12 protein-coding genes and 2 rRNA genes (1 of these 14 running past the window's edge) are annotated in these 16,099 nt (G+C 47.0%); 9 read left to right on the forward strand and 5 right to left on the reverse strand.

The features are described 5' to 3' along the window. The 5 genes from FIU82_RS01115 to FIU82_RS01135 form a co-directional block, all read left to right on the forward strand. Positions 1–2,508: ribosomal RNA gene (locus FIU82_RS01115) — 23S ribosomal RNA — on the forward strand; it begins 377 nt to the left of the window's first position. Positions 2,509–2,623: 115 nt separating this feature from the next. Next, positions 2,624–2,738, forward strand: a 5S ribosomal RNA gene (rrf, locus tag FIU82_RS01120). 231 nt (positions 2,739–2,969) lie between these two features. Next, entirely contained in the window at positions 2,970–3,584 is a 615-nt protein-coding gene (locus tag FIU82_RS01125) for a trimeric intracellular cation channel family protein (RefSeq protein ID WP_022946699.1), read from the forward strand. Positions 3,585–3,620: 36 nt separating this feature from the next. Beyond that, the gene (locus FIU82_RS01130; RefSeq protein WP_152440126.1) at positions 3,621–5,132 is read left to right on the forward strand and encodes a YifB family Mg chelatase-like AAA ATPase; all 1,512 of its coding nucleotides are present in this window, start codon (positions 3,621–3,623) and stop codon (positions 5,130–5,132) included. A gap of 60 nt (positions 5,133–5,192) precedes the next feature. Next, entirely contained in the window at positions 5,193–6,869 is a 1,677-nt protein-coding gene (locus FIU82_RS01135) for an SEL1-like repeat protein (RefSeq protein ID WP_152440127.1), read from the forward strand. On the opposite strand, the gene FIU82_RS01140 is transcribed toward FIU82_RS01135, so the two are convergent. The 3 genes from FIU82_RS01140 to FIU82_RS01150 form a co-directional block, all read right to left on the reverse strand. Then, positions 6,866–7,576, reverse strand: coding sequence for a response regulator transcription factor (locus tag FIU82_RS01140; protein ID WP_045980468.1), 711 nt, complete (start codon positions 7,574–7,576; stop codon positions 6,866–6,868). The genes FIU82_RS01135 and FIU82_RS01140 overlap by 4 nt on opposite strands. A gap of 224 nt (positions 7,577–7,800) precedes the next feature. Then, the gene (locus FIU82_RS01145) at positions 7,801–9,024 is read right to left on the reverse strand and encodes an EAL domain-containing protein (RefSeq protein WP_022946695.1); all 1,224 of its coding nucleotides are present in this window, start codon (positions 9,022–9,024) and stop codon (positions 7,801–7,803) included. Positions 9,025–9,135: 111 nt separating this feature from the next. After that, entirely contained in the window at positions 9,136–10,440 is a 1,305-nt protein-coding gene (locus FIU82_RS01150; protein WP_152440128.1) for a short-chain fatty acid transporter, read from the reverse strand. A gap of 203 nt (positions 10,441–10,643) precedes the next feature. On the opposite strand from FIU82_RS01150, the gene FIU82_RS01155 reads away from it, so the two are divergent. The 3 genes from FIU82_RS01155 (at position 10,644) to FIU82_RS01160 (ending at position 14,167) form a co-directional block, all read left to right on the forward strand. After that, entirely contained in the window at positions 10,644–10,868 is a 225-nt protein-coding gene (locus FIU82_RS01155) for a hypothetical protein (RefSeq protein WP_022946693.1), read from the forward strand. Between the two features lie 362 nt (positions 10,869–11,230). Next, complete coding sequence (locus FIU82_RS18710) at positions 11,231–11,782, forward strand: TonB-dependent siderophore receptor (RefSeq protein ID WP_253946330.1); 552 nt, start codon at positions 11,231–11,233, stop codon at positions 11,780–11,782. An 87-nt stretch (positions 11,783–11,869) separates the two neighbouring features. After that, on the forward strand, positions 11,870–14,167 hold the full coding sequence (locus FIU82_RS01160; RefSeq protein ID WP_253946331.1) for a TonB-dependent receptor: 2,298 nt from the start codon (positions 11,870–11,872) through the stop codon (positions 14,165–14,167). A 47-nt stretch (positions 14,168–14,214) separates the two neighbouring features. Here FIU82_RS01160 and FIU82_RS01165 read toward each other — a convergent pair whose 3' ends face one another. Further along, positions 14,215–15,129 carry an AEC family transporter gene (locus FIU82_RS01165; protein ID WP_022946691.1) on the reverse strand — a complete coding sequence of 305 codons (915 nt, stop codon included), beginning with the start codon at positions 15,127–15,129 and terminating at the stop codon, positions 14,215–14,217. Positions 15,130–15,266: 137 nt separating this feature from the next. Here FIU82_RS01165 and FIU82_RS01170 point away from each other — a divergent pair, with 137 nt between their 5' ends. After that, positions 15,267–15,623, forward strand: coding sequence for a YacL family protein (locus FIU82_RS01170; RefSeq protein ID WP_022946690.1), 357 nt, complete (start codon positions 15,267–15,269; stop codon positions 15,621–15,623). Here the strand turns inward: FIU82_RS01170 and FIU82_RS01175 are convergent. Next, on the reverse strand, positions 15,620–16,081 hold the full coding sequence (locus tag FIU82_RS01175) for a cyclic nucleotide-binding domain-containing protein (RefSeq protein ID WP_045980464.1): 462 nt from the start codon (positions 16,079–16,081) through the stop codon (positions 15,620–15,622). The two genes, FIU82_RS01170 and FIU82_RS01175, sit on opposite strands and share 4 nt — an antisense overlap. Between the last annotated feature and the right edge of the window lie 18 nt (positions 16,082–16,099).

The raw sequence follows: 16,099 nt of genomic DNA on the forward strand, positions 1-16,099 counted from the left end.
ACTTTGACTGAATATGGGGGGACCATCCTCCAAGGCTAAATACTCCCAACTGACCGATAGTGAACCAGTACCGTGAGGGAAAGGCGAAAAGAACCCCTGTGAGGGGAGTGAAATAGAACCTGAAACCGTGTACGTACAAGCAGTAGGAGCCCTTCGAGGGTGACTGCGTACCTTTTGTATAATGGGTCAGCGACTTATATTTTGTAGCGAGGTTAACCGAATAGGGTAGCCGTAGTGAAAGCGAGCGTTAACTGCGCGTTGAGTTGCAAGGTATAGACCCGAAACCCGGTGATCTAGCCATGGGCAGGTTGAAGATTGAGTAACATCAATTGGAGGACCGAACCCACTAACGTTGAAAAGTTAGGGGATGACCTGTGGCTTGGAGTGAAAGGCTAATCAAACCGGGAGATAGCTGGTTCTCCCCGAAATCTATTTAGGTAGAGCCTCGGACGAATACCATTGGGGGTAGAGCACTGTTTGGGCTAGGGGGTCATCCCGACTTACCAACCCCATGCAAACTCCGAATACCAATGAGTACTATCCGGGAGACACACGGTGGGTGCTAACGTCCATCGTGGAGAGGGAAACAACCCAGACCGCCAGCTAAGGTCCCAAAGTGTATGTTAAGTGGGAAACGATGTGGGAAGGCTAAAACAGCTAGGAGGTTGGCTTAGAAGCAGCCACCCTTTAAAGAAAGCGTAATAGCTCACTAGTCGAGTCGGCCTGCGCGGAAGATGTAACGGGGCTAAACATACCACCGAAGCTGCGGCTGCAACTTTATGTTGCGGGGTAGGGGAGCGTTGTGTAAGTGGCTGAAGGTGTGCCGGGAGGCATGCTGGACATATCACAAGTGCGAATGCTGACATGAGTAACGATAATGCGGGTGAAAAACCCGCACGCCGGAAGACCAAGGGTTCCTATCCCATGTTAATCAGGGTAGGGTGAGTCGACCCCTAAGGCGAGGCCGAAAGGCGTAGTCGATGGGAAACGGGTTAATATTCCCGTACTTGGTATAGATGCGATGGGGGGACGGAGAAGGCTAGGCAGGCACGGCGTTGGTTGTCCGTGTGAAAGGCAGTAGGCTTGAATCTTAGGTAAATCCGGGATTCTTTAAGGCTGAGAGTCGAGACGACACTCTACGGAGTGGAAGCTGTTGGTGCCATACTTCCAGGAAAAGCCTCTAAGCTTCAGTCTATATCGAATCGTACCCTAAACCGACACAGGTGGTCAGGTAGAGAATACTAAGGCGCTTGAGAGAACTCGGGTGAAGGAACTAGGCAAAATAGTACCGTAACTTCGGGAGAAGGTACGCCCACATTAGGTGAAGGACCTGCGTCTGGAGCTGAAGTGGGTCGCAGTGACCAGGTGGCTGGGACTGTTTATTAAAAACACAGCACTGTGCTAAATCGTGAGATGACGTATACGGTGTGACACCTGCCCGGTGCCGGAAGGTTAATTGATGGGGTTAGACTTTGTCGAAGCTCTTGATCGAAGCCCCGGTAAACGGCGGCCGTAACTATAACGGTCCTAAGGTAGCGAAATTCCTTGTCGGGTAAGTTCCGACCTGCACGAATGGTGTAACCATGGCCACGCTGTCTCCACCCGAGACTCAGTGAAATTGAAATCGCAGTGAAGATGCTGTGTACCCGCGGCTAGACGGAAAGACCCCGTGAACCTTTACTACAGCTTGGCACTGAACATTGAGCCTACATGTGTAGGATAGGTGGGAGGCTTTGAAGTGGTTACGCCAGTAATCATGGAGCCATCCTTGAAATACCACCCTTGTATGTTTGATGTTCTAACGTTGGCCCCTGAATCGGGGTTGCGGACAGTGCCTGGTGGGTAGTTTGACTGGGGCGGTCTCCTCCCAAAGAGTAACGGAGGAGCACGAAGGTTGGCTAAGTACGGTCGGACATCGTACGGTTAGTGTAATGGTAGAAGCCAGCTTAACTGCGAGACAGACACGTCGAGCAGGTACGAAAGTAGGTCATAGTGATCCGGTGGTTCTGAATGGAAGGGCCATCGCTCAACGGATAAAAGGTACTCCGGGGATAACAGGCTGATACCGCCCAAGAGTTCATATCGACGGCGGTGTTTGGCACCTCGATGTCGGCTCATCACATCCTGGGGCTGAAGTCGGTCCCAAGGGTATGGCTGTTCGCCATTTAAAGTGGTACGCGAGCTGGGTTTAGAACGTCGTGAGACAGTTCGGTCCCTATCTGCCGTGGGCGTTTGAGAATTGAGAGGGGCTGCTCCTAGTACGAGAGGACCGGAGTGGACGAACCGCTGGTGTTCGGGTTGTTTTGCCAAAGGCATTGCCCGGTAGCTACGTTCGGAATCGATAACCGCTGAAAGCATCTAAGCGGGAAGCGAGCCTCGAGATGAGTTCTCACTTGGCGTTTAACGCCACTAAAGGGCCGTTGAAGACGACAACGTTGATAGGCAGGATGTGGAAGCGCTGCAAGGCGTTAAGCTAACCTGTACTAATTACCCGTGAGGCTTAACCATACAACGCCAAAGTGGTTTGTATGTGACTGTTTAAGCACAGAAGTTAAGAGACTAAAGTAGAGTTACTTATACAGCTTTCCAAATGACTAACACGCCGTGTTAGCCCAAGTTTATGCTTGGTGATAATAGCGTTCTGGACCCACCTGACCCCATGCCGAACTCAGAAGTGAAACGGAACTGCGCCGATGATAGTGTGGGTTCGCCCATGTGAAAGTAGGTCATCACCAGGCTCCTAATTAGAGAGACCCGTTGCACCAGTGCAGCGGGTTTTTTTATGCCTGTAGGCCAGGCCTCAGCCTTGCAACATCTTAGTCAGGGTAAAACCCTGACCCACAACACAGTGTCACCGGTCATCGCACCCTCAGGCTAGGCGCTCACTTGGCAATATGCCACTCTCCCTTCGCAGAGTGCCTCATGGGTGCTATCTTACTGTTTACTATAGAGCAATTGAGTATTGAGAAATGGGAGAACTCTATCATTGGTTTGACTTGCTAGGAGTCGCAGTCTTCGCTATTTCCGGCACTTTGTTGGCGCACGAAAAATCAATGGATGGCTTTGGTGTTATTGTACTCGCTTCGGTCACAGCAATAGGCGGCGGTACACTGCGAGATCTCATTCTCGATATGCCAGTGTTTTGGGTGCATGACACCAGTTACTTTATAACCATATTAGTGACAGTGGCGATAACTATAGTGTGGTTAAACATCCGCCAAAGCTTTCCTCATTTCTTACTGCAATTGGCAGATGCGCTGGGGATAGCTTTCTTTGCAATCATGGGGGCGCAAAAGGCATTGGGAGCAGGGGTGCCAGTGATGACGGCGGTGATCATGGGAGTCTTGACTGGCTGTTTTGGCGGTATGATCCGTGATGTGTTAGCAAGAGAAGTCCCTATGCTGCTTAAAGGGCCGCTTTATGCTATTGCCTGTGCTATTGGGGCTGGCTTGTATGCACAACTAGTTAGTATGGAAATAAATCAACAGCTTGCTATGTGGGTTGGTGGGCTGACGACACTGATGGTGCGCCTTGCCGCTATAAGGTGGCAATTAAGCTTACATGTTTTCCGCTATCACAACTAAACTGTATAGAGAACTAACTAGTGTAGGAACAAGGATGTGTCACTGGCTCATGTATTTACTCGTGCTCAAGTCGGTATAGAAACACCACAGGTGACGGTTGAGGTTTATCTTGGCTCTGGGTTGCCCGCATTTAATATAGTTGGGCTTCCTGAGACTTCGGTTAAAGAAGCCAAAGATCGGGTACGCAGCGCATTGGAGAACAGTCACTTTGTGTTCCCCAGTCAAAGAATAACGGTGAATTTAGCCCCCGCTGACTTACCTAAGGAGGGTGGCCGTTATGACTTGGCTATCGCTATAGGCATACTTATCGCCTCTGGGCAGCTAACGGTGTCGCAACCCTTGGCTTGTGAGTTTTTAGCAGAGCTTGGGTTAGATGGTAAGTTAAGGCCTGTACGTGGGGTGTTACCGGCAATGATGGCGGTGAAAAATGCGCAGCGTACAGCATATTTGAGTTCAGAAAATGAAAGGGAAGCTGAACTTGTCGCTGATGCGCAGTGTAAATGTGCAAGTTCACTGCACCAAGTTTGGCTAGACCTCAATAATCAGCAGTCGCTACCTTTGCTCCTGCCACAGTCCGAGATGGTTAATGCCAGCCCTGAACTGCCAGTTGATTTTAGTGAGGTGAAGGGCCAAGAGTTGGCGAAACGTGTACTCGAGATAGCTGCTGCCGGCGGACACAATGTCTTGTTTACAGGCCCTCCTGGTACTGGAAAATCAATGTTAGCGCAGCGCATGGCAACGATTATGCCACGGATGACGACGGAGCAGGCATTACAGACCGCAGCCGTATATTCGGTTTCAGGGCACGATATTGATTTGGCGAGTTGGCGGCAGCGACCTTTTCGTTCTCCACATCATACCTGCTCAGCAGTAGCCCTTGTTGGCGGCTCATCAAAGCCAAAGCCCGGAGAAATATCACTGGCACACAACGGTGTGTTGTTTCTTGATGAGTTGCCAGAGTTTGAGCGCAAAGTTATTGATAGTCTGCGTGAGCCCATGGAAACAGGTGTCGTCACTATCTCTAGAGCCGCGATTCAAGTTGAGTTCCCTGCGCGCTTTCAACTTATTGCAGCGTTAAACCCAAGCCCAACAGGACATCATACCGACAAAAGAGCCAACCCTGAGCAAGTGCTCCGCTATTTGTCTCGTATTTCTGGGCCATTTGTTGACCGCATAGACTTACAGATAGAGTTATCTAGAATCCCCAGCACTGAGTTATTGAAAGACAGTAAACAAGAGTCAAGTGCTACGGTCAGGAAGCGCGTTGAGCAAGCTTATGAATTCCAGCTGCAGCGCCAAGGGGTTGTGAATGCCTTATTATCCAATAAAGAGCTCAGCCAACACTGTCGGTTAGATGCGAAAAGTCATGAATATTTGGCGCTAGCCAGTGAGCGCTTACAGTTATCTCCGCGCTCGCACCATCGTGTGATAAAAGTAGCCCGAACTATTGCCGATTTGAATACGATGACGAATATCCAAGTAGAGCACATTAAAGAAGCGCTAAGCTACCGTGCCTTTGAACGTCTACTGGCTCGGCTTGGGGAATAGCCATTGCGCGGTTATTTACCAGCTGTTAACATTGGCGCTTAGAACTGCTAGGAGTGAACAATGAAAGCGTGGATTTTAACCGTAGCGCTTGCCCCCATGTTAAGCTGGGGTAATGCCAATGAAGCGATGGACCTGTATTTAAATCAAGATTATCAACGCGCCTTTACTCTTTTTGAAAAGACGGCCGAGTTAGGCGATGGTCGCAGCCAATTTAACTTAGCTGTACAGTACCTACGTGGTCAAGGTGTTAAGGCCGACCCCGTTAAAGCGTATGCATATTTCTCCGTGGCCATGGCCAACGATTTCAAAATGGCGCAACAGGCCCGAAAGTCTGTTATTAAGCGTCTAAGCAGTGATGAATTACAACGGGCACAGCGCCTAGCTCAGCAGCTGATTGCCGAGATTGGTCGTCAAGGTAGCGCCACTGTGCGCTATGAACTAAGCCGTGCACTGACATATAACCCCGCACCAAGCAAACGCATTAATCCACCCACTGAATACCCTAGCGGACTAAAGAGCGATGGGGTCCCTGGTGTCGCGAGCTATATTTTTGATATAGATAGTCAAGGTATTCCGAGGGATTATATTTTACTGCACAGCTACCCTGCACCAGAGTTCGCACAAAGTATTGCCGAAAAGCTGGATGAGACACGATTTAGTTATTCAGGTGAAGTATTTCATAATGCGGTTATACGAGGGGTGTTTAGTGGCTCACCTGATAGCGAGGTGATGCAGCAGTTACGCACAAAGCAGCAACACTTATTACAGCAAGCCCGGCGTGGAGATGTTGATGCTCAAGCTGAGTTGGCTGAACTGCTAAGAGTACTCGATTATCAACCTGAGTTATGGCCAGTGGATAGCGACGTGCAAGTTGTGGCAAAGCAAGCGCCAATGGTTCGTTTTAATTCGATTATACAGCCTGATTTCACTCCTACAAAAACGATTGACCCCAGTTACTATAATTTCAACTACCTAGTGAACGTTGATAATCAGGGGCGTGTTCAAGAAGTGTCGGCTTTGGAGCATATTGATATCCCCAGTCAATTAGACGAGCATGCGCGGGAAGTGATGAGTCAGTGGTCACTGGGTGCAGAGCAGGGATTGTTGGGTGATAGTAACTGGTATTTAGCACGGTTTTTTTACAACAACCAAGAACAACAGGCGAGCTATGAGAACCACAGCGTAGTAGCTTACGCTGATGTAAAACCTTTGGTTAATAAAGAGAAGGAGCAGCAATGGCGCTATTGGCAGCTCAAAGCAGCGGCAGCTGGGCATAGCGATATGCTTTATCAGCTCGGAATTAACTGTAACCAACGATTGCTACTCGAAGCCGCCGAGCGCCAGCATAGTCGTGCCCAGCTCCAGCTTGGTCGCTGTTTACTTACGCAAGCATCAGGGCAACGAGAGCAATTAGAGCTAGCTCGCTACTGGCTTAATGAGGCCGCTAAGCAGGGTGAGTTAATCGCAATGCGAGAGTTAGCGGGGTGGTATGTTCGTTACTCGGATAATGGCGCACAGCTCAAAAATGCTATTGCCCTTGCGGAGCAGGTCAGTGATGAGACCGACCATCCTTTAGCGTACGCCTATTTAGCGGCCGCCCACGCGAAGTTAGGTAATTTTGATGAGGCGATCGACTACCAAGAACAGGCTTTGAGTGAAGCAGAAGATCAGTCTTATGCGCAACAGCCTTTTGAGCAAACTCTAGCGGCTTATCAAAAAGGGCAGCTCATTTTTTAGCTAGAAGAGAGCATATAACCCTTGCCACGAACAGTGACAATACGTTTTTGCTCTTTTTCATCCCCTAGCTTTTTGCGTAACCTGCCGATAAGAACATCTACCGTTCTATCGGTTGGGCTCCAATCTGGCTGGCCTATTTCTTCCGATACTTTTTCCCGTGATGTGGCCTTGCCAGCATTGGCAATTAGGCAAATAAGCACCTTGTGCTCGGCTTCGGTTAGGCGCATCTCCTCACCTGTTGCGGTAACGAGAGTGCGATTATCTGGATGAAGCTTGAAATCTGCATATTCAATGTACTCGGTAGAGTCTTCTTGACTTGCCGAGCCGTTTAAGCGCTTATAAACCGCACGCATTCTTAACTCGAGCTCTAACAAATCGACAGGCTTACAAATATAGTCGTCTGCGCCTTGTGCAAGTCCGGCAATACGATCGGATTGTGAGTCTCGGCTTGAGAGCACGATAACGCCGATTTCTGTCAAGGTAGTCAGCTCTCTAGCCAACATCAGGCCGTCCTGCTCTGGTAGTACAATATCGACAATGGCCAGTTGAATCGGCTGCTGGCCAGTTGCTTGTGAGGCTTGAACCATAGGCAAAGCATTACTACCCGTAGTATCTACGTGGATAGTAAACTCAGTGCCCGTGAAGTGATTCTCTATGCGCTTTACCAGCAACTCATCATCTTCAACAAGTAATACATTAATCGACATTCAAATACACCTAGAATCAAACAGACAGCAGCGACTGCATTCAATATTATCAGCTTGCTCAATGGGAACAAATTTCAACCATACTTTACGATAAAGTTGAAGTTTTTGCATTATTCTCTGGCTGCATGGGGGCAGCCTAGGAAAGAAGAATATCTGAATGTTGGTTCAATAAACAGTAGTTGGCACGCTTAGATTGTTAACAACTGTTTCAAAGGTGGGTTCACTCAGTTGCTAGCTTGTGTTGTTTGTTGTTCAAGCCAGACGAGTAAATCCTCTCGAGAAAGCGGCTTGCACACCAGTGGCCCCTGAACATACATATGTGGAAAGCGTTGAGCTAAGTAGTCTAACTCCTGCGTGCTGCTTAATCCAACGGCACATAAGCGTAACTTGCGGTCAGTGGCCAAATCATCCAAGCGATAGACTATCTGTTGCGCAAAATTGTCGCGTTCAATATGAGAAATGAGAGGTTGTCCCACTTTGATTTCATCAAGTGGCAAACTCCTCAGTTGCTCCTCCTCAGTAAAACCACTGCCGAAGTCGTCTAAAGAAAGCTCAAATCCACGCATCTTCAAGCGGCTAATGGTCTCTAGAATATGCTTATCATTAAGTGGCTGATGCTCTGTCATTTCAATTAAGATGTCTGCTGGAGCAAGCTGATTAAGTGATAATATTAACGCTAACTTGTCAGGACAACTAAGGTCTGCGAGCTGGCAAGGGTGGAGGTTAATTGCCAATTTTAGGTGCGAGCCATAAGCGTGCCGAAAAGAACTTAAATCTTTGGCAGCCTTCTCAATTAGCTGAAAGGTCAATAAGTTAAGTAACTCATTGTCACGAGCAACGTCAACGAAGCACTCAGGCATGGAATCACTATCTTGATAGCGGGGAAGTATGCGTGACATCACTTCTAGGCTCACCACTTTACCGTTACTAATGTGTCGCTTGGGCTGGTAAAGAGGAAGGACACGGCTGTGACTAATGGCGTCTAAAAGAGCGATTTCAGAAACGGTGCGCAAAGGGTCTCTAGAAGAAGCATGTAAACATTCAAGTTTCTGAATTAGGTGCTCAACATAATGCAAGTGCACGGGTTTTTCTATATTTCCCAACAAATGCACTTGGTGCTGCCTAGCTACGCGTGCTGCAAGGGCTATGATCTCTGGATGCATCTCGGATACAATGACAACAGCTCCTCCGTATTTGAGCTCTCCGAGTTTACGCATAAAAGCCATACCGTCCATGCCGGGCATGTTCAGATCTGTTAACACAATATCGTAAAGACTAGGTGCTTTTTCGATCGCCGCATAGGCCGACTCAGCGTCATCGAATGTAGACACTTCCTCAATACCTAGCTCATTAAACACCGCCCGCAGCACCACTAAAATGGCTGGTGAGTCGTCGACGATGGCAACACGGTATTTATGTTGCAGATTGGCTTGCGTGTAGGTTTTCATCCATTCTCCCTCTAATCCCTTATTGTAATGTAGAAGTGGTTGCTAAGCCCTGCAACTAAATGACACGAGAATTATTGGTAATTATCTAAAAACCCATCCTTTTGTATTGCTTTATGCCACTGTTAGCAAAATAACACTGATGTAGCCACCAGTGATTAGTAATTGAATGATACAAAAGCCCATAATGTCTTTTGCTTTTAACCCAGCAATCGCCAGTACAGGGATAGCCCAAAAAGGTTGAATAAGGTTAGTCCAAGCGTCTCCCCAAGCGACAGCCATAGCAACCGAAGCGATAGGGACTTCCAACGCTTGTGCGGCAGGAATAACAAGAGGTGCTTGAAGCGCCCACTGGCCTCCTCCTGAGGGGACAAATATGTTGACCAATCCAGCGCTCAAGAAACTTAAAAGAGGCAACGTTTGACTATTCGCTAAAGACATCAGTGCGGCCGATATATTCTCAGCAAGTCCGCTCTCACTCATTATGGCCATCAGCCCTGCATAGAAAGGAAACTGGATAACAATGCCACTGCCACTGCGAACAGCCTCATACAGATGCTCAAGCAGAGAGTGTGTGCTGTGATGTAGTAAAAAAGCGCAAAATAAAAACAGCGCAATAACGACGTTAAGATTAAGCCCGCCCTGCTGTTGCACAAAGAAATGAGCTAGGTAGCTGAGACCCAGTAAGCCAACTACAACACACGGCCAACGAGCGTGGTCTATTCCTTTAGCTGGCGGCTTTACAGTTGTATCCTTGGATTGTAAACGTGTACGGTCTACATAAACGCTGTGCTGAGGCTTAGGTAATAATAAATAATTGATAGTAGGTAGTAAGATAGATAACCCTAGCAATAAAGACAGGTTCAGGATTGAAAATAGCGTATCACTCGTGGGTAGAAGACCAATTTCACTTTCGCTGAAGTGTCCCGGTGTCGCTATAGTCAATGGCACAGAACCAGAGAGCCCACCATGCCAAACAATAAACCCTGAGTAAGCGCTGGCCACTAAGACGCGATAGTCGATACGGCAGTATTGTGCCACGGCTTTGGCAAATAATGCACCAGCGACCAAGCCAAAGCCCCAGTTAATCCAACTTGCTAGCATAGCTACAAAGGTTGTTACTATGACTGCTAAAGCAGGTGATTTTAATCGCCGCGCCACGGCATGTAAGTACCGTGATACAACGGGCGTTGTGGCCAATAGGTAGCCGCTGACTAACACCAATAACATCTGCATTGCAAAGCTCAGTAGGTTGCTTAAGCCACTTCCCCACATAGTCAATATGGCAGTTGGCGAGTGAGGTGTAGACAACAAAGCACTGAACATCGCTAAGAATGTAAGCAAGATTACTATAACAAGAGGGTCGGGTAAGTACTTTTCTACTAGCGCTGCGAGTGGGCGAGATAATGTTGTTAACATAGCCTGATGATGTATTTTTATTCTGTATGAACCTGTATTAACATATTTCATGGTCAGCAAAAAAGGCTAACTTTTAGCATGAACAACTAAATTATGCTTTTGTTATCCAAGCGTTTATTTTTAACCTATTGAAAATAAGGCTATTTTTACTTGGCCTGAAACTTGATAAGTAAAAGAGAAACTAACTATATATTGAGGTAATTATGTCAGGACAAGGCTCTGGTGGTAATGTCATTGCGGCGCTATGTAACGTGTTTTTCCCTGGGTTAGGACAACTTGTTCAAGGTCGCATCTTAGCCGCGCTGCTTTTTGCGATTTTTGTTTTCGGTGGTGCGGCACTGTGGTGGTTGATTGTACCGGGTATCATCGCCGCAATTGCTTATGTGTGGGCCATTATCGACGCTGCGAAGTATCGCCGAGATTATTAGAATAGCCGCGATAATATACCCCTCAATAATGAGGGGTGTTTATTTTGTTATCAATTTAGCAACATGGTAAGGTTAAAAATTTTATTGTTGCTTAAAAAACACCTATTCACGCGTTCTACTTATAAACTCCTTTTATTTGTAAATAAATATCGAAAATATAAGTTCTATTCTCATTAATTTAACATTTTTGGCTTTTATTGTTCTGCTTTTGGTACTTTGATATGGCTCGTAACGCCATGTGAATGTTGAGTTTTTATTCTTTGTGATTAATATTATGTTCACCTTGTTATCTCAAGGTGAACATAATATTAGGTTTGTTTTTATTATATATCTATAATGGAAACCTTACAGGGAAAGACAAAATGAAAAACTATAGCAAATTATCAACAGGTATAAAGTTGGCGCTCTGTGCGGCTAGCTTAGGTGCATACTCCGGTTTATCCCATGCGGCTGAGGAAGGTGTTGAAGAAGTAGAGCGTATTCAGGTTACCGGATCGCGGATTCGTTCAGCCGAAGCAATGTCAGCTTCACCGATTCAAGTACTTGACGGTGCCAGTATTGATAAGTCTGGTACTCTAAACCTACAAGACTTATTAATGGAAAATCCAACCTTTGGTACTCCAGCAATAAGTCGAACTAACTCTAACTTCTCTACATCCAGTGGCGGTGTTGCTACTGTCGATCTACGTAACTTGGGTACAGCGCGTACCCTAGTGCTAGTTAATGGTCGTCGCTACGTTTCAGGTGTTCCTGGCAGCTCGGCTGTCGATTTAAATACTATCCCAGCGCAATTTGTTGAACGCGTAGAAATTATGACCGGTGGTGCGTCTTCGGTATATGGTTCAGATGCTGTGGCTGGTGTTGTTAACTTTGTGCTCAAAGATGATTTTGAAGGTATAGAGTTTGAAGGTTAGTATGGGGAATCTGCAGAGGGTGACAACACTGAGAAGCAGTTTTCTGTAACAACCGGAACAACAACCTCTGATGGTGCAGGTCAAGTTATGTTCCACCTCGGCTATTCTGACCAGGGTGCAGTATATTCACGTGACCGTGATATCTCAGCTGTTGACCAAATTTCGGCTATCTATTTCAACGACCCGTATGAAAACCCAGGTTCAATTTTTGAATATGTCCGCCCTTACTACTCAAGCTTCTCACCTCAGGGTCGCTTTGATGCTGGCGATACACGTTTCACTTTTGATGAAAACAACAACTTAAAAGAAGGTTTTGACACCAACGGTGATAACGGTCCTGCCGATGGCTTTAACCGTTCTGGACGTCGTACTATTGCGATCCCAACCGAACGTTACCTTTTCGCATCCAATGGTAGTTATGAGCTTGATGATAACCATAAGTTCTTTTACGAAGCGACCTATGCAGCGACAACATCGGTAACTGAACTCGAGCCTTTCCCGTTCGCATCAGATGATATTTACAGCAATGGTCGGGTACCTATTGAGTTTATGCGAAACGGTGAGCTTCTGCGTAACCCATATGTTCCAGATGCCATTTATAACAGCGCTACAGACACTGATGGCGATGGTATGAGGGATATTTTCTTCGCTAAGCGTCTAGCTGACATTGGTAACCGAGGCTATCAGGCTGATCGTGATACCTTCCGCTTTACCACTGGTTTTGAAGGCCAAATCAGTGATAACTGGTATTATGATGCTTATTACATCTACGGCAAAACGAAAGAAAACCAAGTTTCTAATGGCCTAGTTAACGTGCAGAACTTCCGCTATGCATTAGAAGCGGTTACAGATACCCAAGATCTGGATGGCGATGGCATTACAGACGAAGCAATCTGTCTTGATGAGACAGCACGTGGTTTCGGGTGTACACCAATTAATGTATTTGGTTTTAACTCAATCACTAGCGACGCATTCGACTATGTTAAAGCGCCAAGTATGTTGTCAACGCGAGTAGAGCAGGAAATTATTGGTGCTAACTTCACTGGTGAGCTATTTGAACTGCCTGCTGGTTATGTTGGTGTGGCGTTCGGTGCAGAGTACCGTGAAGAGTTCTCACGCAGTGAGTTTGATGCCCTGCAGCAAGCTGGCTTGAACGCAGGTAATGCTATTCCTGCTACAGAGGGTGAGTTTGACGTTACCGAATATTATGTTGAAGCGAACGTCCCTGTATTAGATAGCTTGTCACTCAAAGCAGCAGTGCGCCTTTCTGACTATTCTACAGTAGGCAATACTGAAAGCTGGAACGTGGGCTTAGATTGGACAGTCGTTGATGGTGTGCGTGTTCGTGCAACGCGCGCTCGTTCAACTCGTGCTCCTAACATCGACGAGTTGTACTCACCACCTAGCCAGACTTTCCCAAGTGATCTTATCGACCCTTGTAATGGTGTCACTGCTTCTTCAAGCGGCGCTGCAGCAGATGCATGTCGTGCTGATGCTGGCGTAGCTGCGAACATCGCTGAAAACGGTGAGTTCACACTGAATCAATCTGATATTCAAGGTATCAGTGGTTTCGACCGTGGTAACACTGAGCTTACCGAGGAAGTGGGTGACTCTTTCACGGTCGGTATCGTGTTAACTCCTGAGAACATTATCTCAGGCCTAGATATCACTATCGATTATTTCGATATTGAAATCGAAGATGCAATCGTATCAACTCCTCGTCAATTCATTCTTGATCAATGTTATGGCGGTGGTGATACAAGCTTCTGTGATTTCATAACACGTCGTCCAACGAATGCTGGTAATAACAGTGCGGGCTCTATTGAGTTTATCGATTCAGGCCAATCAAACAGTGGTGGTACCGCAACTGAGGGTGTCGACTTAACTGCAACTTACTCAACTGACCTAGGTCCAGGTATGTTCAAGTCGCGTCTAGCTTATACTTACCTAATTGATGGTTACGATATTCCATTACCAGGTGCTGATAAGGACAACTGGGCGGGAGAAATTGGTTACTCTGAGCACAAAGCAAACTGGACGTTTGGCTATGATGTCGATGATTTCAGTTTCAACTGGTCAATGACCTATATTGGCGCAGCTGACTTTGATGATCAATTCTTAGCTGGCCTTGTAAGCGACAGTGCGCCAGATGGTTTACCTGCAGGTTATATCGGTATTGGCAGTGAGGTGTATCACGATATTCAGCTATCTTACTACATCACTGAGCAATACGAGCTATATGGTGGTGTTGATAACTTACTTGATAACGAAGCACCACGTATCTTAACGGGTATATCAGGTAATGACACTGGCACAGAAACTGATGCGGGTACTTATGACCCTATCGGTCAGCGCTTCTATGTTGGTATTAGAGCTAAGTTCTAATTATTACTGTTAAAGTGCATTATTAAGCCCCTCGCAGAGGGGCTTTTTTATGAGCTTAATACAGCCAGCCATAAAACAAAGCTCACCACACTTAATAGCGTGCTGAGCACAACCGCACTGGCTAAGGTGGCTGACTCTCGTTGCAATTGTTTGCTCACCAAATACGCATTAACCCCTAAAGGAGAGGCGCTAAGTAGCACCAAAAGCAAGATTTGCTCTTGGGCTAAAGCAAATCCGTAGGTCGCGGTTAGGTACACAAGCGTCGGCAATACTGCGAGCTTTAACAAGGTTAACGTAAGAGCCGATTTGATGCCTGGCTTGATCTGATAATGGTGCAGGTTTGCCCCAAGCACAAATAAGGCGCCGGCGATGGCTGGCTCTGCCAATAATGTCAGTCCTTCATTGATTACCTTGGGTAGCGCTAAATTGACTGCATTCGCTAACAGCCCTAGGGCAATTGCCAGTATTACCGGGTTGATAACTAATTGCCGGATGATGTTTGGCCAAGTAACGCGCTGCTCTTTACCGGCGAAGCTGTAAGTTAGCAAAAACAATAACGCACTATGAAAGGTAATGATGACGAAAACCGTTGCGGCTACGTGCTTACCGAGTGCTTGCATCGCGATAGGTAAACCGATAAGTACAGTATTGGAATAACACGCCCCAAGCGCGCGAATGGCGCTTATACTCCACTGCCCACAGCGGCACCGATAAAACCCCAGTACCAGTAGATACAGGCCGATAACGGGAAGATAGAAGCTAAGCATGACATCGAGGCTGACTGCTTTGCTGAGCTCAGCTTGGGACATATTAACAAACAAAAAAGCCGGAATGCTGATGTAAAATACAAAGCGGCTTATACCACTAAGATGCTCGGCTGTTAAAAACGAGCGTGCTGCACTAATGTAACCGGCTGTCGCCACGAAAATGAGTGGGAAAATTATTGCTAGGGTGTTGAACATAATCGATATAGGAAGCCGACAGGGTAGGCGTATACTAACATGATGCCGTTAGTGCTGATATCGCAGTACAATGAGCAGCTCGATTTAGCGTATCGATATTGCTATTATGCGCGCCGCATCTTTTTGGCAGCACTATTATGGAATACCAACTCTACTCAGACCCAACATGGGGTAAGCGGGTAAAAATATCTGACGAACACCGGCTTATTGCCCGTTGGTTCAATGACGAGCTCTATGAAAACGATGAGCTCATTGAAGCGTTTTTTACCGCTCTTGATAGCACTGCAGAGCAGCTCGTGCAGGGACGAGAAATGAGGTTGCTACTCGGTGATGGTGAGGCGTGTTTTCAAAGTCATGGCTTATTTCATGACGACGAGCAGACATTGGCGCTTTATAGTGGGGATGACCTCGCACTTGATGAATCGGAGCTGCAAGCATGGTGCGGAGTCGAGGATTTACGTGCGTTAGCGAGTGCGTGGCGGCATTTTCGCTAAGGAGTATGGCGCTCTAACAGGCTACTGAGGCGGGCGATGCGCTCGCTCATACCGAGTATCAATTGATCTTTTATTTTCTCACGCACCACCACAGGTAATTTAGTTAAAGCCAGTGGCTCAATGGCTAACACTATGGTGTCGGTGAGCGCTTTGGCATTGGTGCTGCGCTCGCGGTGGGCAATAAATGCACCTTCACCGACAAAGTCGCCAGGTCGAATATGGCCCAGTTCTTTATGGTCAGATTGGCGGAACACTACCAGCTCGCCGCTTAACACGATATATAACTGCTGGCTTTGTTCGTGCAACTTGAATACGTAGCGCCCTTGTTGGCATAAATACAGCTGCGAGAATGACTCTAAGAGCATTTGCCGCTCGGCTAACTCAAAGCTACGGAAGAAAGGCACGCGATTGATAATCTCCATGCGTTTATACATGGCTATATGTTCAATCAGCTTCATGCCTATCCTCTTCGTCGG

Source organism: Pseudoalteromonas sp. THAF3 (assembly GCF_009363775.1).
Lineage (GTDB): Bacteria > Pseudomonadota > Gammaproteobacteria > Enterobacterales > Alteromonadaceae > Pseudoalteromonas > Pseudoalteromonas ruthenica.